The organism is Streptomyces sp. NPDC091209 (assembly GCF_044757755.1).
Classification (GTDB): domain Bacteria; phylum Actinomycetota; class Actinomycetes; order Streptomycetales; family Streptomycetaceae; genus Streptomyces.
On sequence record NZ_JBIVVR010000002.1, the window covers coordinates 86607 to 105965 of the forward strand.

General features: G+C 72.1%; 13 protein-coding genes and 1 tRNA gene. 6 read left to right on the forward strand and 8 right to left on the reverse strand.

What is annotated here, in order from left to right:
- Nucleotides 1-110: 110 nt before the first annotated feature.
- Nucleotides 111-635 (forward strand): hypothetical protein, encoded by a 525-nt coding sequence (locus ACIQRL_RS07405; protein WP_401328359.1) that lies wholly within the window; start codon nucleotides 111-113, stop codon nucleotides 633-635.
- A gap of 257 nt (nucleotides 636-892) precedes the next feature.
- Nucleotides 893-1450 carry a DUF4232 domain-containing protein gene (locus tag ACIQRL_RS07410; RefSeq protein WP_401328361.1) on the forward strand — a complete coding sequence of 186 codons (558 nt, stop codon included), beginning with the start codon at nucleotides 893-895 and terminating at the stop codon, nucleotides 1448-1450.
- Between the two features lie 209 nt (nucleotides 1451-1659).
- On the opposite strand, the gene ACIQRL_RS07415 is transcribed toward ACIQRL_RS07410, so the two are convergent.
- Nucleotides 1660-2787 carry a DUF2786 domain-containing protein gene (locus ACIQRL_RS07415; RefSeq protein ID WP_401328363.1) on the reverse strand — a complete coding sequence of 376 codons (1128 nt, stop codon included), beginning with the start codon at nucleotides 2785-2787 and terminating at the stop codon, nucleotides 1660-1662.
- Nucleotides 2788-3069: 282 nt separating this feature from the next.
- Between ACIQRL_RS07415 and ACIQRL_RS07420 the strand changes: the two genes are divergently transcribed.
- Nucleotides 3070-3813, forward strand: coding sequence for a Clp protease N-terminal domain-containing protein (locus tag ACIQRL_RS07420; protein WP_401328366.1), 744 nt, complete (start codon nucleotides 3070-3072; stop codon nucleotides 3811-3813).
- A 138-nt stretch (nucleotides 3814-3951) separates the two neighbouring features.
- Entirely contained in the window at nucleotides 3952-5643 is a 1692-nt protein-coding gene (locus tag ACIQRL_RS07425) for a bifunctional 3'-5' exonuclease/DNA polymerase (RefSeq protein ID WP_401328368.1), read from the forward strand.
- A gap of 147 nt (nucleotides 5644-5790) precedes the next feature.
- Here ACIQRL_RS07425 and ACIQRL_RS07430 read toward each other — a convergent pair whose 3' ends face one another.
- From ACIQRL_RS07430 to ACIQRL_RS07445, 4 genes are all read right to left on the reverse strand, one after another.
- Nucleotides 5791-9747 carry a BTAD domain-containing putative transcriptional regulator gene (locus tag ACIQRL_RS07430; RefSeq protein WP_401328370.1) on the reverse strand — a complete coding sequence of 1319 codons (3957 nt, stop codon included), beginning with the start codon at nucleotides 9745-9747 and terminating at the stop codon, nucleotides 5791-5793.
- Nucleotides 9748-10050: 303 nt separating this feature from the next.
- Nucleotides 10051-10965: a glycosyltransferase family 2 protein gene (locus tag ACIQRL_RS07435; protein WP_401328373.1), complete on the reverse strand. Its 915-nt coding sequence runs from the start codon at nucleotides 10963-10965 to the stop codon at nucleotides 10051-10053.
- Nucleotides 10966-11078: 113 nt separating this feature from the next.
- Nucleotides 11079-11504 carry a DUF3052 domain-containing protein gene (locus ACIQRL_RS07440; RefSeq protein ID WP_401328376.1) on the reverse strand — a complete coding sequence of 142 codons (426 nt, stop codon included), beginning with the start codon at nucleotides 11502-11504 and terminating at the stop codon, nucleotides 11079-11081.
- A gap of 28 nt (nucleotides 11505-11532) precedes the next feature.
- Nucleotides 11533-11829 carry a hypothetical protein gene (locus ACIQRL_RS07445; protein ID WP_401328379.1) on the reverse strand — a complete coding sequence of 99 codons (297 nt, stop codon included), beginning with the start codon at nucleotides 11827-11829 and terminating at the stop codon, nucleotides 11533-11535.
- A gap of 447 nt (nucleotides 11830-12276) precedes the next feature.
- On the opposite strand from ACIQRL_RS07445, the gene ACIQRL_RS07450 reads away from it, so the two are divergent.
- Nucleotides 12277-13839 (forward strand): APC family permease, encoded by a 1563-nt coding sequence (locus tag ACIQRL_RS07450; protein ID WP_401328382.1) that lies wholly within the window; start codon nucleotides 12277-12279, stop codon nucleotides 13837-13839.
- On the opposite strand, the gene ACIQRL_RS07455 is transcribed toward ACIQRL_RS07450, so the two are convergent.
- Nucleotides 13785-14165: a hypothetical protein gene (locus ACIQRL_RS07455; RefSeq protein WP_401328385.1), complete on the reverse strand. Its 381-nt coding sequence runs from the start codon at nucleotides 14163-14165 to the stop codon at nucleotides 13785-13787. The genes ACIQRL_RS07450 and ACIQRL_RS07455 overlap by 55 nt on opposite strands.
- A gap of 305 nt (nucleotides 14166-14470) precedes the next feature.
- On the opposite strand from ACIQRL_RS07455, the gene ACIQRL_RS07460 reads away from it, so the two are divergent.
- Complete coding sequence (locus ACIQRL_RS07460; protein WP_401328388.1) at nucleotides 14471-17041, forward strand: hypothetical protein; 2571 nt, start codon at nucleotides 14471-14473, stop codon at nucleotides 17039-17041.
- A 433-nt stretch (nucleotides 17042-17474) separates the two neighbouring features.
- Here ACIQRL_RS07460 and ACIQRL_RS07465 read toward each other — a convergent pair.
- Together ACIQRL_RS07465 and ACIQRL_RS07470 are read right to left on the reverse strand one after the other, a co-directional pair.
- Nucleotides 17475-17548, reverse strand: a tRNA-Thr gene (locus ACIQRL_RS07465).
- 108 nt (nucleotides 17549-17656) lie between these two features.
- Complete coding sequence (locus tag ACIQRL_RS07470) at nucleotides 17657-19240, reverse strand: alpha/beta hydrolase (protein ID WP_401328391.1); 1584 nt, start codon at nucleotides 19238-19240, stop codon at nucleotides 17657-17659.
- Nucleotides 19241-19359: the final 119 nt, after the last annotated feature.

Consider the following 19359-nt stretch of genomic DNA (forward strand, 5'->3'; position numbering starts at 1 on the left):
TGCCCGTGAGCAAACGCACGCCGGATTCCCGGCGGGGGTCCCCAGGTCCTCCTGATAGCTTGCTGCGATCGTTCGGGCGACCCGCATCCATCCCACCCTTGGGGGCTTCAGTGACTACGGCGACCTTCCCGTCCCGCCGGGCGCGTATCGCGGCAGCGACCGCGGGACTGGCGGCGGCGGCGCTCGCGCTGACCGGGTGCAGCAGCGGGAGCACCGACTCCGGGAACGCGTCCGCGAGCCCGAGCGCGTCCGCCACGGACGCCACCGGAACGGGTGGCGCGGGTACGGGCGGCGGCTCCGGGAGTACGCCCTCGGCGGGCGGCAAACTCCAGGGCAGCTGGCTGACCACCGCGGGCGGCAAGGCCGTGGTCCTGATGATCAACGGCAAGCAGGCGGGCCTCTTCGCGACCGGCGGCACCGTGTGCAGCGGCACCTCGACCGACGAGGCGAGCATGCAGATGATCCGCCTCTCCTGCACGGACGGCAGCAAGAAGCGCGCCGTCGGCATGGTCGACTCCGTCAGCGGTACGACGCTGAAGGTCACCTGGCAGGGCGGCCTCGGCAAGGAGACGTACACCAAGAGCGAGGGCGGGAAGCTCCCCACGGGCCTGCCCACGGCGGGCCTGGGCTCCTGATCCGACGAGCCGCACGAGCTCCGGCGCCCGGTCTTCCCCTCGTGTCGGGACATTCCCGTCGAGGTGATCCGTCAGTGCCCTCCGACGGTCCGTTCAGACAGTCGCTGCCGTCGGTCCGTTCCGACAGCGCGGGGAAGGTCCGCGGACAATAGCGGGCGATATCGGTCCCGGGCGGGTGAACGGCCAGGGGCGCGCGACTCCGGTGTAACCGTGTGCGTGATGATCCATGCACATCATCACGACTCCCAGGGGAACCCATGCGCGCTCTGCCCATCGCCGTCACCGTCCTCGCGGCGGCCCTCGCTCTGACCTCCTGCGACGGCGGCGGCTCCGGCGACTCCAGCAGTTCCGGGAAATCCGGTGACGCGTCCGGCTCCGCGAAGAAGCCCGCCGTCGCGGCCTGCGTGATCGGTGACACCGGCATCCAGGTCGGTCCCGCGAACGCCGCCACGGCCGCCGGGGACACCGGCAACATCCCGGTCACCCTCACCAACAAGGGCACCCAGTGCACCCTGAAGGGCTTCCCCGGGCTGTCCGTTCAGGCGGGCGGCACCTCGGCGGACATCCCCGCGGACACGTCCGCGGCACCGGAGCAGCTGACCCTCGCCAAGGGCGACACCGCTTCCTTCACCATCACCTACGTAGGGGGTGCGGCGGGCGACACCAAAACCCTCGCCGTGAAGACGCTGAAGATCGGCCTGCCCGGCGCCGACACCACACAGAGCTTCCCGTGGTCGTACGGTCCGGTCGCGGGCAAGGGCTCGGCGATCGAACCGAACGCCTCGGTGACGCCGTTCCAGCACGCGGGCGACTGACGCGCGGGCGCCCTGCCGGACCTCCACGGGAGGGGCGGGACTCCTGCACGGGAGGGGCGGGACTCCTGCACGGGAGGGGCGGGACTCCTGGAGGAGCGGCCTCAAATTCCCACAGGAGCCGCCGAACACCTACGGAAACGGCCGGGCGCCCACAACAACCGCAGGACGCCTACGGAAGCGGCCGGGCGCTTCCGGCGACAACCGGTCTCCTACGGAAGCGGGCGCCTGCCCCGGACCTGGGCCCGGTCCGCCGCCGCGGCACCCTCGTGCCATCCGGCCTCGTCGGTGACCCCGCGCATCCGGGTCGTGACGGTCTCCGGGAACATCTGGTCCAGGTGGTCCGCGACCGCCACGTCACGGGCCGCGAGCACCGGCAGCAACTCCCCCTCCGTGGCGGTCACCTGGCCCTCGGCGACCGACGCGAGCCGGTCGCCGATCCGGTGCGCGTACGCGGCGAGGAACGACTGCCGGAAGGTCTTCGTGCGCTTGCGGCCGCCTGCCCGCTGCGCCGCCTCCGCCTTCGTCATCGCCGCCGTGGCCTGCACGAGAAGCGAGGTGTAGAGGAGTTCGACCACCTCCAGGTCGGGTTCGAAACCGACCACGGTCGAGAAGCAGAGGGCGTCGTTCCAGACGGCCCGGCAGCGGTTCGCTCCCGCCACCGCGTCCAGGAGCACCGCCTTGGCCGTCTCGTACGGTGGCTCGACGCCGATCCGGCAGGCGCCGGGCGCGTCCTTCGCGTGGGTACGGGCGGCGAGCAGCGCCTCGTCGATGCTGTGCCGCGCCATCAGCTCCTGCGCCTTGGCACTGAGCGCCTCCGCCTCCTCCGGGAACCCGGTCGCCTCCGCCTTCGCCAGCAGGGCGCGGATGCGGGTGAGCATGCGCGTCTCCTGAGGGGCGGCCGCCGTGGCCGGCGCCCTCGGCGGATCCAGCGGTTCGATGGAGGGCAGGCGCAGGAGCAGACGGTAGAGCTCCAGGACGGCCGTGGCGTGGGAGAAACGGTCGGTGCGGACGTCGTGGGGGTCGGCCTCCAGCTCGTCGAGCTGAGCTGCCCAGCGCGCACCCCGGGACGCGCGGTCGCCGTCCCGCTCCTGGAGGATCAAGGACGTCACCAGGCGTACGTGTACGTCGTCCAGGTCGCGCCGCACGATCCGTACGACATCGGCGGGCTGCCAGCCGCGACGCCAGGCCGCCGCGACGAACTCCTCGCCACGCCGGGCGAGTTCGGCGTCGGAGGCCGGGTCGGCGGCGAGCAGGGAGGCGCCGGTGTCGAGGGCCGTGTGGGAGTCGGCGTAGAGGGCGGCCCCGAAGGCGCGCTCCACGGTGCTGGACGTACTCATCCCCCGATCGTGTCACGGGCCGGCCTGGGCCGAAGTACGGCCCGATGCCGAAGCCGTCGACTCGTCCACACCCTGTGGACAGTGCGTCGACCGTCGAACCGGGGACGACAGGAACCCTCCCCCGCAGCCGCCCGGCACCCACCCGCCCCGTCCTCCCCACGCCCTACTGGTGCCCCGCCGATGCTTCGCGGGTGCCCCACCGATGCCTCACGTGCGCCTCACGCGACGGCCAGATGTCAACTTCGGGTTGACAGTCCCGGACTGTCAACCTAACGTTGACACATGACGACGAATCCATCCGGCAAGGCATCCGTGCGTCTCGACGACCTCATCGAGGCCATCAAGAAGGCGCACAGCGACGCGCTCGACCAGCTCCAGGACGCGGTGATCGCGGCCGATCACCTGGGCGACGTGGCCGACCATCTGATCGGGCACTTCGTGGACCAGGCACGACGTTCCGGAGCGTCCTGGACGGACATCGGCAGGAGCATGGGCGTCACCCGGCAGGCCGCGCAGAAGCGGTTCGTGCCGAAGGCGGAGGTGGACCTCGACCCCAGCCAGGGGTTCGGCCGCTACACGCCCCGCGCCCGGAACGCGGTCATGGCCGCGCACAACGAGGCGAAGGCCGCGGGCAACACGGAGGGACTCCCCGAGCACCTCGTCCTCGGCCTCCTCTCCGAGCCCGAGGGGCTCGCCGCGAAGGCGGTCACCGCGCAGGGCGTGACCCTGGACGCCGTCCGCGCGGCCGCAGCCGCGGCGCTCCCGCCGGCGGCCGAGCAGGTCCCGGAACTCATCCCGTACGGCCCCGCCGCCAAGAAGGTCCTGGAACTCACCTTCCGCGAGGCCCTCCGCCTCGGCCACAACTACGTCGGCACCGAACACATCCTCCTGGCCCTCCTGGAGTACGAGAACGGCGACGGCGTCCTCAGCGGCATCGGCATCGACAAGACGGTGGCGGAGGCCTACCTCGCCCGCGTGCTGGAGGTCGTCGCGGCGGGGGGACAGCAGAAGGCCGAGGACGAGTAGAGGCATCCGCCGACGGATCGGCGGGGCTCAGGAGCGGACGGATCGGCAGGGCTCGGGAGACACGGGATCCGAGCCACCGCCGAGCCCCGCGCGTCGTGTCCGCGGCCATTGTCAGACCCTCCTGCGAGACTCGGAAGCATGACCGAGCGCTGGGCTCTCGCGCCGGCCGAGGACGGTGGTGCGGAGATCGCCGCCCTCGGCCCGGACGGGCTGCCCACGGGACCGGTGCGCCGGGAGGCGGACCTCGCGGAGGCCGTGCGGACGCGGCCGGACGTGAGCCGGTGGGTGTGGCGGTCGACGGCCGATGTCTACCCGCGCCTGCTCGCCACGGGGGTGCGAGTGGAGCGGTGTTACGACATGGAGGCCGCCGAGACCCTGTTGCTCGGACACGAGGGGCGGCTCGGCGAGCCCCGGTCGGCGGCCGCCGCGCTGGCGAGACTGCGCGGCGGCCCCGTGCGGCCGGACCCGCCACAGCGTTCCGCCGAACCCGGTTCGCAGTCCTCCCTCTTCGAACCGCGCCCGGTGCACCTGCCCCTGTCGGATCTCCTCACGGTCTACGCCGACCAGCAGCGCCGCCACGACACGACCGCGCGTCCGGAGCGGATGCGGCTGCTGACCGCCTCCGAGTCCGCGGGGATGCTGGTCGCCGCCGAGATGAACCAGTCGGGACTGCCGTGGAGCGCGGACGTCCACCGGGACGTGCTGCACGAACTGCTCGGCGAGCGGTACACCGGAGGCGGTGAGCCCCGGCGCCTCGCCGAGCTCACCGAGGAGGTGTCCGCCGCCTTCGGGAGACGGGTCAGACCCGATCTGCCGGCCGACGTCGTCAAGGCGTTCGCGCAGGCCGGGATCAAGGTCAAGTCGACCCGGCGGTGGGAGATCGAGTCGATCGACCATCCGGCCGTGAAGCCGCTCCTGGAGTACAAGAAGCTGTACAGGATCTGGGTCGCCCACGGCTGGTCCTGGCTCCAGGACTGGGTGCGCGACGGACGGTTCCGGCCCGAGTACCTACCGGGCGGGACGGTCACCGGACGCTGGGTGACGAACGGCGGCGGCGCCCTCCAGATCCCCAAGGTGATCCGGCGTGCCGTCGTCGCCGACCCGGGCTGGCGGCTGGTCGTCGCCGACGCCGACCAGATGGAGCCCCGCGTCCTCGCGGCCATCTCCCGCGACCCCGGTCTGATGGAGGTCGCGGGCCGGGAGAGCGACCTCTACCAGGCGGTGTCGGACCGGGCCTTCTCCGGCGACCGCGCGCAGGCCAAACTCGCCGTGCTCGGCGCCGTCTACGGCCAGACGTCCGGCGACGGACTGAAGAACCTCGCCCTGCTCCGCCGCCGCTTTCCCCAGGCCGTGGCCTACGTCGACGACGCGGCCCGCGCGGGCGAGGAGGGGCGCCTCGTGCGGACCTGGCTGGGGCGGACCTGCCCTCCGGCGGCCGGGGCCGGCGACGGCAGTGGGGAGGAGGCGGGCATCCCGCAGGACGAACCCGTCGACACCGCCGTCGACCAGGGCTGGGTGCCGGGGTACGCCTCCTCCGACTCCCGCGCCCGCGGCCGGTTCGCGCGCAACTTCGTCGTGCAGGGCAGTGCCGCCGACTGGGCCCTGCTCGTGCTGGCGGCACTGCGCCGCACCTGCTCCCGGCTCGCCGCCGAACTGGTCTTCTTCCAGCACGACGAAGTGATCGTGCACTGCCCCGCCGAGGAGGCCGACACCGTGGTGGCCGCCATCCGCGACGCGGCCGAACTCGCGGGCCGCCTCACCTTCGGGGAGACGCCGGTGCGGTTTCCGTTCACGACGGCGGTCGTACGGTGCTACGCGGACGCCAAGTAGCGCGTCCACCCGGTCTCCCTCGTCCTCGCCGGCTTCCGCAGGTTTCGCAGCCTGGCGACACCCTCCGCGGGACGGCACATCAGGTCGGCGTCGACATCGGCGCAGGCCCAACGCCCTTCGGTGGGGCGGTCGGCGCCTGCGAAGGCACTACTTCGACAGCAGCTTTCGGAGTTCGCCCGTCACCGGACTGTCCGTCTCCTCCAGGGCCTCCAGCGCCGACGTCCACTCCTGGTACGCCGCTTCGGCGTCGCCGCGTTCCCGCAGCAGCAGTCCTCGCTGGTGGCGGGCGAGGCCTCCGGTGTAGCGGTCGGCGCGACGGTCGGCGCGGCACCGCAGCAGATCGCACTCGCGCGCGGCCCGCTCCCCCTGGCCGACGCCACGCAGGGCGCGCACCAGGCCGAGCCGGGTCTGCGACTCGCCGTGCCAGTCGCCGTGGCCGCCCAGAATGCGCAGGCTCTCCTCGAAGTGCGGTACGGCGGCGGCCGGTTCGCCGAGGGTGAGGTGGGCGTAGCCGATGTTGCAGTGCGCGGAGTGCCGGATGATCACGTCCTGCACGGCGTCGCCGATGGCGAGGCTGCGCTTGTGGTGGTCGATGGCGGCCCGTGGATCGGTGTGCTCGTACAGGTTGCCGAGGTGGCTGTAGGTGATGGCCTCCATGTGCGGGTCGCCCAACTCCCGTGAGAACTTCAGACTTTGAAGGAGGGCTTCACCGGACTCGGCGTAGCGGCCGAGGCTTTCGAGGAGCATGCCCCGGTTGTTCAGTCCCCGCCGCATGCAGGACACCGCCCCCAGGCGGCACCAGATCGCGAGCGCCTCGTCGTTCAGGGTGAGGGCCTCCCCGACACGGCCCGTCATGAAGTGCAGGCCCCCGAGGTCGCCGAGCGCGAACGCCTCCGCGGCCTCGTCGCCGAGGAGCCGCGCCGCTTCGAGCGCGGCACGCTGAAGGACCTCCAACTCGGCGACCCGGCCACTGCGTTGGACGTAGGGGTTGAGCATGCGGGCCAGCAGGGGAACGTACGGCGAGGTCCGCGCGTACCGCTCCGCCAACGCGACCACGTTCGCCAGCTCCGTGTCGCCCCAGGCGAAGGCCTCCCGCCCGGAACGGAACGGGGGCGTGGCCGCGACGTCCGCCGTGTGCCCGGCCGGCTGCGAGGCGGTCGGCCTGCTGCGGTCCTCACGGTCGAGACCGGGTTCGAGGACCGCCTCCAGGGAACGGGCGGCGACTCCGGCGTACCAGCGCAGAGCCCGCTCGGCGACGACCGCGTCATGACCGAGGGGAACGGAATCGCCACCGTGACCTGCCGGGGCGGCCCGGTCTCCGACGCCGTCGGCGACGGCCTCGCCCCCGGAAGCGCTCCCGGCGGCCGGAGCTCCCGCGCCCCTGCCCACGCCCGCTGTCGCGAGGACGCACTCCGCCGCGCCCGCTATCTCCCGGGCGAAATCCCGTACGAGGTCATGCGGCGCGTAGCGGCCGTAGGCGGTCTCCTCCAGGAGGGCGACATCGACGAGGCGGTCGAGCGCGGCCTCGGCACGGCGTTCGTCGGTGCCGGTGAGGCGGGCGACGAGGGTGGCTCCGTAGGCGGGCAGGTCGAGGGCGCCGATACGGCACAGGACGAGCGCCGCGTCCCGGTCGGCCTCCCGATCGGAGGCGCGCAGCGCGTCGTGCGCGACGGCGAGCGAACGGCGCACGCTCAGGTCGTCGTACTCCAGATGATGCAACCGGCCTTCCGTGGCTGCCAGTTGACCGGCCAGAACGTCAGGGGTCAGGGCGCGGCGCGCGGCGAGGCGGGCCGCGACGACCCGCAGGGCGAGTGGCAGCCGGCCGGTGAGTTCGACGAGGGCATGCGTACCGTCGAGTCCGTCCCGGCGGCCGGAGACCGCGCGGAGCAGGGCCGCGCTGTCCTCGTCCGTCAGCGGCGCCAGCGGGAAACGGTCGGCTCCGTCCAGGGCGGTGAGCGGCGAGCGGCTCGTCACGATCACCGCGCAGCCCGCGCCCGCCGGCAGCAACGGCCGCACCTGGGCGGCGTGCGCCGCGTCGTCCAGCACCATGAGGGTGCGGGTGGGCGCGAGCATCGAACGGAGCAACGCCGCCGCCGCGTCCGGGTGTTCGGGGATACGCCGGGGTTCCGCGCCCAGGTCGCGCAGCAGCGCGGCGAGCGCCTGGCCGGCGGTGAGCGGGGTCATGCCGGGGGTGGCGCCGTGCAGGTTGACGTAGAGCTGACCGTCGGTGAATCGTTCCCTCAGCCCGTGGGCGACGTGCAGCGCGAGCGCGCTCTTGCCGACACCGGCCATCCCGCTGATCACCGCGACGCGGGGCATCCCGGTGGCGGGGTCGCCGCCGGGAGCGCGGCCGCGCGAACCGCTCTGCGCGTCGGCCGCCGACCGGTCGGCGGCTGACCCGCCGGGGGACGCCCCGTCGGCCGGTCCGGCAGCCGTCCCGGCGATCGTCGCGCCACCGGGCGCACCACCGGGCGCGGTTGCGGACGCGGGACCGGTGGCGGACGCGGACGCGCCGTCGGACGCGGTTGCGGGCGTCGCGTCGGACGGTGTGCCGGTGGGCCCGGCGTCCGGGTGTGGCGGGGCCTCCGGACGCGTCAGGCGAACGGAGTACTCCGGGTCCAGGATCTGGCGCAGCCGGTCGCGGGCGTCTTCGCGGCCGGTGAAGTGCGCCGGGGGCGGTGGAAGTTGGGCAGGGCGGGGCGGCGAAACCGCACCCCGGTCACCCCGGTCGCCCCGGTCGCCCCGGTCGCCCCGGTCGCCCCGGTCGCCCCGGGGGGAGCCTGCCGGGGATTCCGCCGCACCGCCGTTCCCGTCCCGGCCACCCCGTCGGCCCCTGCCGCTGTCCCTGCCCCTGTCCCCGTCGCCGTTGCTGTCCCCGTCCCTGCCCCTGTCGCCGTTCCAGCTCCGGTCGCTCTCCCGGTCGCGGTCCGCGCCCCAGGTCCCGCCGCTGTTCCCCTCACCATCCGTGCGTCGGGTCCGGCCGTTGACCCTGTCCCCGTCCGCGCCCCGGGACCAGTCGTCGTCCCCGTCGCTGCCAGTGCCCCGGGACCGATCGTTGTTCCCGTCACCGTCCCTGCCCCAGCTCCGACCACTGCCCCCGTCGCCGTCCGCGCCCCGGGGCCAGTCCTTGCCCCCGTCGCCGTCCCTGCCCCGGGGCCTGCCGCTGTCACCGTCCATGTTCCGGTCGCGGCCCCAGCCCCGGTCGCCGTTCCTGCCCCGGTCCGTGGTCCCGGCCGGAGCCCCGTCACCGCTCAGGCCCCTGCCGCCGGCTGGGGCTCCGATGCCGACCCGGGTCCGGCCCCCGCCCGGGTTCCGGTCGGCGGTGTGGGCCTCGTCCGGGGTCCAGTCGTCGTCCCGCAGGATCTCCAGGTGGGCCCTGCGCACCGCCGGGCCCGGTTCGACGCCGAGTTCGTCGAGCAGGCGGGCCCGCAGGTCGCGGTGGACGGCGAGGGCCTCGGCCTGGCGTCCGGTGCGGTGCAGGACGAGCATCAGAAGCCGGTGGAACGACTCACGGAGCGGATGCTCGGCCGTACGAGCGGCCAGCTCCGGTGCCAGCCCGTCGAGCCGGGAGGCCGTCGGGGCGAGGTAAAGCTCCGCCTCGTACCGCCACTCCAGGACGAGCAGCCGGGCCTCCTCCAGACGCTGGACGACGGCGTGTCCGCCGGTCTCGGGCGGCAGACCGCTCAGCGGGGTGCCACGCCACAGCGCGAGCGCGGCGGTGGACTCGCGCAGCGCCCGCTCCCAGTGGCGCTCGGCGTGCGCGTCGCGCGCGACGGTGGCGTGCCGTTCGAAGACGCGGACGTCCAACTCGCCCTCGCCGACCCGCAGGACGTACCCCGGAGGTACCGCGCGCAGCCGTTCCGGATCGTCGAGGAGGCGACGCAGCCGGGTCACATGGTTCTGCAGGGACGCCTGGGCGGAGGCGGGCGGTGCCCCGCCCCACAGCGCGTCCTTGAGCACGTCGACGGAGACGACCCGGCCCGGTTCGAGGAGCAGTGCGGCCAGCAGGGCGCGCGTCTTGCCGCTGCCGATCGAGCCGACCTCGCCGTCGGCGCCGTACAGGACCGGCGGCCCCAGCAGCCCGAACCGCAGCCCGTTCCGCATCTCGCCGCCCCACTGCCTTTCCGCCCGGCCGCTCCGGCCGCGCACCACGGCGGTTTCCCGCCCTCCCGGGGCGAGTTCACGCCGACCGACTGATCGTTCCCACGGGAACCGTTGGCCTCATGTTAGCGATCCGTTGGCGCGGCCTGATGTGATCAGTCCATCGGATCTGGCCCGACGGTGCGCGCGTACTACGCGTAACTCGGGGGAGTGTCGCCGCCGCGGCCGGATCCGGGGACGTGAGAGGCCCCGGTCGCGAGGTGATCGACCGGGGCCTCCGTCCGCACAGGATCGGTGAGCCGGGGTTCAGATGACCGGCGGGCGCCCGAGACGGGTCAGCCGCCACACGGTCCGCCAGCGCATCGGACGCCGCTCTCCACCGGACTGCCGCAACCCCTCGGCGAATCCGCCGAACCAGGCCCTCAGCCCGCCGACGGACCGCGTCCGCAGCAGCGTGAGCACGATCCAGATCCCCAGGTGCAGCGGGATCAGCGCCAGGGGCAGCCGGCGGCGGGTGAGCCAGACCCGGTTGCGGGCGGTCACCCGGTAGTAGATGGCGTGCCGGGCGGGCGAGGTCTTGGGGTGCTGGAGGAGCAGTTCGGGCTCGTACAGCACGGTCCAGCCGGCGTCTATGGCCCGCCAGGCGAGGTCGGTCTCCTCGTGAGCGAAGAAGAACTCTGCGGGCCAGTCCCCGGTCTCGGCGAGCATCGGCATGGACAGCGCGTGGCCGCCTCCGAGGAAGCCGGTGACCGGTCCGCCGCGCATCGGGTCCTTGGCCCCGACCCTCGGCACATGGCGGCGCTGTGTCTCCCCGAGCTCGTCGGCGATGCGGAAGCCGACGATGCCGAGCCGCGGCCGGGCCGCGTACAGGTCGCGCACCTTGCGCAGCACGTCGCCGTCGATGAGCAGCCCGTCGTCGTCGAGCTCGACGACGACGTCCACGTCCCCGAACTCACGGAGTCGGCTCAGGCCGACATTCCGGCCACCGGGGCAGCCGAGGTTGTCGTCCAGTTCGACGGCGGTCACCTCACCCGGCAGGCCGAGGCGTTCGGCGAACTCGGGCAGCGGGCAGCCGTTGCCGACGATCACGATCCGGGTGGGTGCCACGTCCTGCTTGGCCACGGAGGTGAGCAGTGCGTCGACCTCGACGGGCCGGTTGCCCATGGTCACCACGGCAACGGCGATCCGTGGCCCCTCCTCCGTCTGTGACACGACACCCACCCCATCCCGGCCGACAACTGTGCCGCGATGCTAGCCGTTCACCGGAATGACCCCTCACGTACGCCGTCACGTATGCCGCGCGTACGTCCTGGTCTACGCGCATACGTCCATGATCAGGAGCGCCGATTCTCCTTGCGACGGACGAATTTCAGCCCCGACCAGTCCTCCCCCAGGGCCGCCACCTTCACGTCGACGACACCGAGGGGCAGGAAGAGGTCCCGCAGATCGTTCTCCGTGATGTCGCTGCGGTGCCCGGCCGCGCGGCGGGGCCAGGCGATCCAGAGCATGGCCTCGTCGGACAGGTCCGTGACCAACCCGGCCGCCTGTGCCGCCAGTTCGGCACGCTCCCGGAAGAAGGCGACGGTGACGTCCGCCCCCTTCGGGCCGCCGTCCCCGACCTCGCAGTCCTCGGGCAGCCCGGGAATCTGCCAGTCCCGCGGCCCGTGGGCCAGCCGTACCCGGTGCCCCGCCTTGATGCCGATCTTCCGGGCGAGCGGAGTACCGGAGTACCCGCCGCCCGCCGCGCTGGATGCCGTCATCCCCGCAGGATGACACCGCGTGGCGCGGTCAGCCCGTGTACGCGCCCCTGACCTCCAGGTGCTCGGCGGCGGGCGGCCCGGCCAGCCACTTCTTCAGGCCCGCCTGGAACTCGCGGAACTCCGCGATCGCGGGCAGCGGGTTCTCGATCCCGTCCGCGAGTTCCAGCTGGGCGAGGTAGGTGACGCCGTCGGGCAGCCGGTACGAGGCGTAACGCACGCCCGCGGGCCGCGCCTCCTCGACGGCGGTGAACATCTTGTGCAGCGCGTCCTCCAGCTCGCCGACGAACTCGGGCTTCACCGTGGCACGCACCATCAGAACGGTCATCTTCTCGACTCCTCCTCCGCGGACCCCTCCGTGCGGCGCCCCGTCAACCTCCTGACGCGCGGGAGCGCGAAGGTGTGACAGGCGCCGGGGGGGGTGACGGGCACCGGACGGGTGACAGGCGCCGGACGGGTGACGGGCACCGGACGGGTTACGGGCACCGGACGAGTGACGGGCGCCCAAGGGGTGTCCGGCGTCGCGGGGGTGACCGGCCTCGCGGGGCTCTCGGGCCGGTGCAGGGAAAACCAGTCCGCCGGTGCGGGGAAAGCCGGTCCACGGAGTGGAACCCGCTCGACTACCGGTTGTCGGCGAGCGGGTTCATGCTGGTGGGAGCGGCCGGGTGCCCCCGGACTCCCTCGGTGACCCCCGGGGGTGCCCGAGACTCCCGAGCCGGGGACAGCGGGCGCCCGGTCCACCGTCGGCGGGCGCCACCAGGTTCCGGAGGGCGCAATGAGCTCACCATCCGTCCCGCCGCCCGCACCGCTCCCACCGCTGGGGCCGGGGGCCACGGACAAGGGCCTCAAGGGCGGCGCCCTGGGCCTGTTCTCCAGCACGGTGATCGGACTCGCCTCCACGGCGCCCGCCTACAGCCTCGCCGCCACCCTCGGCGTCATCGTCGGAATCGTGGGCTTCCAGTCACCGATCGTGATCGTGCTGGCCTTCGTCCCGATGTTCCTGATCGCGTACGGCTACAAGGAGCTCAACCGGGCCGACCCCGACTGCGGCACCACGTTCACCTGGGCGGCCAGGGCCTTCGGCCCCCGTACCGGCTGGCTGGGCGGCTGGGGCATCGTCGCGGCCGACATCATCGTGATGGCCAACCTGGCCCAGATCGCCGGCGCGTACGGCTTCCAGCTCGTCGGCGCGGACGGGCTGGCACAGAACACGTTCTGGGTCACCGTGGTCGGCGTCCTGTGGATCGCCGTGATGACCCTGATCTGCTACATCGGCATCGAGCTCTCGGCCAACCTGCAGAAGGCACTGCTGACCATCGAGATCGTGGTGCTGTGTCTGTTGGCGGTCACCGCCCTGGTCAAGGTGTACGGCGGTACGGCGCCGGCGGTCTCGTCGGAGATCTCGTGGTCGTGGTTCAACCCCTTCGAGATCAACTCCTTCGACGACCTGACCAAGAGCATCCTCGCCGGTGTGTTCATCTACTGGGGCTGGGACACCGCGGTGTCCGTGAACGAGGAGACCGTCGACCGCGACCGCACCCCGGGGCGCGCCGCCGTCATCTCCACCGTCATCCTGCTGCTCGTCTACCTCATGGTCACCACCTCCGCGCAGGCGTTCGCCGGCGTGGGCCAGCAGGGCATCGGCCTGGGGAACCCGGACAACTCCGGAGACGTGCTCTCCAGTCTCGGCGCCGAGGTCTTCGGCACCGGGGGCTGGGGCACGGTCGCCACCAAGCTCCTGATCGTGATGGTGCTGACCTCTGCGGCGGCCTCCACCCAGACGACCATCCTCCCCACGGCCCGTACCACCCTGTCGATGGCCGCCTTCAAGGCCATCCCCCAGCGCTTCGCCCGCATCCACCCCCGGTTCCTCACTCCGACCTGGTCCACCGTGGGCATGGGCCTGGCCTCGATCGCCTTCTACGTGATGCTGACCCGGGTGAGCGAGAACGTCCTGGCCGACTCCATCGGCTCGGTCGGACTGATGATCGCCTTCTATTACGGTCTCACCGGCTTCGCCTGTGTCTGGTACTACCGCAGGGTCCTGACCCGCAGCCCACGCGACCTCTGGACGCGCGGGATCATGCCGGGCCTGGGCGGGGCCATGCTCCTCTACTTCTTCATCAACGCCTGCTTCGTGTACGCCGCCGCCGACTACGGCAGCACCTCGTGGACCATGCCGTTCCCGCCGCACTGGCAGCTCGGCGGCGTCTTCGTCACCGGCATCGGCGCCCTTCTCGTCGGAGCCGTCCTGATGTTCCTGTACAGCGCGTTCCGCCCGTCCTACTTCCGCAAGGAGACGATCGCGGTCTCGTCCCACGACCCGGGCGGCCACTGACCGGCACCCGCCGGAGGGGACGGAGCCGGACAGCGGTGAGCCGTCCCGGTGGCGCGGGGGAAGAGGCCACCGGGACGGTGTTCCGGAGAGGGCGCGTCAGGCCCTCGCGCCACCGCGACCTCCGGCGAGCCGTCGGACCGCACCTCGCCGTCCTCGTCGACGTCCGACGGAATGATCGACAGCGCGCCGGCGTGCAGGTCCTTCGTACTCAGCAGGGTGAAGCCGACGAGCGCGGCGATGAACCCGAGGATCGCGCTCAGGGTCAGAGCGCCGTGGAAGGCGTTCATGAACGCGTCCTGCCCGGTGGCCGGCACCTTGTCGCGCATTCAGCGCCGACGATCCACGGTCGTGGACCGGTGTCGGTCCACCGCTGCGTGCCGGTGTGCGTGACTGTCGACGTCGGGCGTGTCATCAGGGTGGAGGGATGATCAAACCGTTGAGTTGCCCCGCAGTTGGCATCCGACCGCGGTTTGCCCCGAGCCTGACGACGCAGCCCCGAACCTCACGAAGCAGCAGTACAACCAAAAGGAGAGGTCAGCGGTCTCATGCGTGTCCGGCACCCACCTGTCGGCCGTTCTGTCAGCGACAGGCGTGGTCGTACGGCTGCCTGTCCGCGCTTTCCAGGAGTCCCATGCGCCTCAAGCAGGTCTCGCTCGCGGCGGCGATATCCGTCGTCGCAGGTCTGACCACCGCCACCGTCGGCCTCACCGGTCCCGCCGCCTGGGCCGACGGCGACAACGCGGCCGCGCTGCCGCTGTCGCACTACGCCCACATGGTGGTCGACGGCGCTCACCAGCACCTCTTCTTCAGCCAGGGCGCCGGCACCACCGGCATCGTGGTGACCGACCTGTCCGGCGCCCCCGTCACCACCATCGACGGCGAGCAGGGCGCCGACGGCCTCGCGCTGTCCGCCGACGGCAAGACGCTGTACGCGGCGCTGACCGACGGCGACGCGATCGCCGCCATCGACACGGCCACGCTCGCCGAGACCGGCCGCTTCGGCACCGGCACCGCCAGCGCTCCGGTCTCCGTCGCCCAGGCCGGCGGCAAGGTCTGGTACAGCTACACGGCCGACGACGGCAAGGGCACCGTCGGCTCGCTGGACCCCTCCGCCGCCGACCCCGCGCCGATCCCGCAGCCCGTCATGCCGCACTGGTCGGCCGCACCCCTCCTCAGCACGGGCGGCGGGGTGCTCGCGGTGAACGCGGCGCAGGACGCCCACTCCTCCATGACCCACATCGCCACCTACGACGTCTCCTCGGGGACCCCCTCCCTCAAGGTCGACATGGGCCTCGGCGGCGCCGCGACGGGTCCCGTCCAGGTCACCCCGGACGGCACGAAACTGCTCGTTCCGCAGTCGACCGCCGTGTACGTGTACAGCACGGCGGACCTCAGCACCGCCAAGCCCTACGCGTACTACACCGGCGGTGTCAGCTCCTCCCCCGACTCCGTCGCCATCGACTCCGACGGCACGATCGCCCTCGGCAGCATCGCGGGCTCGGGCGCGGGCGCCTACCTCTACGCGGCCGACCAGATCGCCGAGAACCACGTCGCCTTCCCGGCCGGCACCGTCGCAGCCGACGGCCTCGTCTGGGGCGCCGACGGCCGCACGCTCTACGCCGTCACCCAGGGCAACGGGTCCTACGCCCTCGACGTCCTCGGCGACGCCAAGCTCACGGACACCACGCTCTCCCTGAACGCCCCGTCGCCGTACGCGATCCCCGCCCAGCGGTTCACGGTGAACGGAACGGTGGGCGGCCACGGCTTCGTGCCGGCCGGCGCCACGCTGAAGGTCACCCGCGACGGCACCGATCTGCCCGACGTCACGGTCGGCGCGGACGGCTCGTTCGGCATCACCGACACCCGCCAGGACGAGGGCGGGTACACCTACGAGGTGTCCTACGCCGGCGACGCGACGCACCGGCCCGCGACCACCTCGCTGAAGGTATGGGTTTCCAGGGTCGGAACCTCCATCCCGTACCCGGAGTTCAGCTCGGCGACGCCGCACAAGGTGGCCTTCACCGGCACGGTCATGACCGACCTGACCCGCGGCCCCTTCGCACATGGCGACACCGTCCAGGTGACCCGGACGAACGAGGACACCCACGAGTCGACCCAGCTCCCCGCGGCCCCGCTCGACCCGGCCACCGGTCGGTTCACGGTCGCCGACAACCCGGGGACAGCCGGATGGTTCACCTACCGCCTGTCGTTCGGGGGTGACATCACGCACCAGCCGTACTCGAACGACGTGAGCGCCACCATCTCTCCCTACGCCCCGGCCCTCACGCTGAAGGCCCCCACGACCGCCACGCGCGGCGCCGCGCTGAGCTTCGGCGCCGTGCTGGGCGACGGCCCGTACGACAGCGGCGAGACGGTCACCGTGACCCGAACGGACGCGGCGCACACCACGACGCCCGTGACGTGGACGGCCCCCGTGGCCACCGACGGCACGATCACCGTCAAGGACACCCCCTCCATCGGCGGCGCCAACGCCTACACGATCAGCTACGCCGGCGACACCGACCACCTGGCGGCCACCGCCTCCGCGACCGTCCAGGTCTCGCGCGCCACGACGAGCCTGTCCGTGACCGCCAACGCCTCGACCTACGCGTACGGCGCGACGGCCACCGTCACCGCCCACCTGGGCACCACGTACAACGGCCGTACGGCCTCGCTCTACGCCACGCCCGCCGGCGGCAAGAAGACGCTGGTCAAGACGGGCACCGTGGACAGCAAGGGCAACCTGACGGCCACGTACAAGCTCGTCAGCAACACGACGTTCACCGCGTCCTACGCGGGCGACTACCGCTACGCCCCGGCCACGGCCACCCGCACCGTGAGCGGCCAGGCGAAGGTCGCGCAGGCCCTGGGCGGCTACTACACGACCACCACGTACAGCGGCACCACCTACCGCGTCTACCACCACACGGCGCGCCCGACGGTGACCACGACCGTGTCGCCGAACAAGTCCGGCCAGTGCGTGCACTTCCAGGTCCAGCAGTACTACAGCGGTGCCTGGCACACGCTCAGCACCTCGGGCTGCTTCACGCTCGACTCCAAGAGCGCCGTGGCGGCGCAGCTGAGCCTCTCCAACGCGGTCAACCAGAAATTCCGGGTGCGCTCGGAATACGTCCACAGCTCGAAGGACACCGCCAACGTGAGCACGTGGGGCGGCTGGCAGTATCTGACGGTCAGGACCTGAGCACCTGAGCCCACAGGGGCTCCCCGCAGCGCGGGATTTCGTCGGCTGCGCATGTCTCGTTCCCTACGACACCGGACATAAGCGGAACGCTGCCGTGTACATGAGGACGTCCCAGCAGGGCGCCCCTGCCGAGGTTCCGGCCGCCCTGATCGTTACAAGCCGGAGAAGCCGAGGCGGGCGGCGCCACTGCCGTCATCGCCGACTAGGCCGATGACGTCGAGGGAAGGCGTCGCCGGTCGGCCGGTGCCCGGGAAGACCGAGTGCGGTGTGGACGGGGCGAATTGCGGGCCGTCGCTCGACCTGGACCGCAGCCAGTTGGAGCTACGTCCGGGATCCGTCTATCGCGGCCAACAGCCCGCGCTCAGCACAGTCGCCGCATCCGAAAAAAGCAAAAGCCCCAGGTCACGGCGAGTGAGTCCTGAGGCTTCCACAGAGCCGCCTTCGGGATTCGAACCCGAGACCTACGCATTACGAGTGCGTTGCTCTGGCCATCTGAGCTAAGGCGGCGCGCTGCCCACACCTATGGTGCGATCAGCAACGTCGGTAAGTCTACACAGTTTCCGAGGGTGCTCCGCACACGCTTCGGGGCATGCGCTCCAGGGGTGCGCAACAGGGCTATGAGCAGCGCTTTCCCTTCGCGGGAGGGGTGCCCTGGAGGAGATAGCGGTTGATCGTGGAGTCGATGCAGGTGCTGCCGCGGCCATAGGCGGTGTGGCCGTCGCCCACGTAGGTGAGGAGGGTCCCGGAGGAGAGCTGGGAGGCGAGGGACCGGGCCCAGGGGTACGGGGTCGCCGGGTCGCGGGTGGTGCCGACGACGAGGATCGGGGCCGCGCCCTTCGCCTCGATGCGGTGGGGTTCGCCGGTGTTCCGCACGGGCCAGTACGCGCAGTTCAGGGAGGCCCAGGCCAGGCCCTCACCGAAGACGGGGGACGCCTTCTCGAAGGCGGGGAGCGCCCGCTCCACCTGGTCCGGGCCGGAGAAGGCGGCCGGCAGGTCGAGACAGTTCACGGCGGCGTTGGCGGACATCAGGTTCGCGTACTGGCCGTCGGCGTCCCGCTCGTAGTAACTGTCGGAGAGGGCCAGCAGGCCCGAGCCGTCGTTCTTCTTCATCGCGGAGGTGAGCGCGTCGCGCAACTGCGGCCAGGCCGTCTCGTCGTACATCGCCGCGATCACCCCGGTCGTCGCGAGGGCCTCTCCGACCTTGCGGCCGTCCGGGTCGCCCGCCGGAATGGGCTCCTTGTCCAGCTGCTGGAAGAACACCTTCAGGTTCCTGCCCACCTGATCCGGGCTCGTACCCGCGTCGCCGAGCGGGCAGTCGCTGTGCCGCACGCAGTCCTTCGCGAAGGACTGGAACGCCGTCTCGAACCCGGCCGTCTGCTCCTCGTTCAGCTTGCGCGCGGTGAGCGACGGGTCCAGCGCGCCGTCCAGGACCAGCCGTCCCACCCGGTCCGGGTAGAGGCCCGCGTACGTAGCCCCCAGGAACGTGCCGTACGACGCCCCCACATAGCTGAGCTTCTGGTCACCCAGCACGGCCCGCAGGATGTCCATGTCACGGGCCGCCTCGACCGTGGAGACGTGCCGAAGCAGCTCGGGCGAGTGCTGTCCGCAGCCCTCGGCGAACTTCTTGAACGCCTCGACGAGCTGATCCGTCTCCCGGCCGTCGTCCGGGGTGGTGTCCGTCTGCGTGAACGCGTCCATCGCACGGCCGTTGAGGCACTCGACCGGCTCGCTGCGGGCCACTCCCCTGGGGTCGACCGCGACCATGTCGTAGCGGGCGCGGACCTCGGCCGGATAGCCGATTCCGGCGTACGACTGGAGATAGCCGACCGCCGAACCGCCCGGCCCGCCCGGATTGACCAGGAGCGAGCCGAGGCGCTTGCCCGGTCCCGTGGCCTTCTTGCGGGAGACCGCCAGCCTGACGTCGCCCGCCCCCGGCTTCGCGTAGTCGAGCGGCGCCTTCATCGTGGCGCACTCGAAGCCGGGGACACCGCAGCTGCGCCAGTTCAGCTTCTGCTGGTAGTACGGCGCCAGCGCCGCCGGTGTGGCGCGCGGCAGCGCGGTGAGCGCCGCCTCGGTCGTCGCGGCCGTCTTCGTTGAACTCCCCGAGGAGCAGGCGGAGATGAGCAGCGCCACGGCGGCCAGGAGCACGCCGCTCGCACGGAGGGGTCGGGTCGGCCGAGAGGTGCGCCTCATGTGCATCTCGCGAGCGTAACGTTGCGCCATCGATTGATCACCTTCCGTCGCGGAAGCGGCCCGTACGAGTGACTCGGTCAACCCGTCACCGGACGCGTCGTCCCCTGGCCGGGCCGGACGCCCAC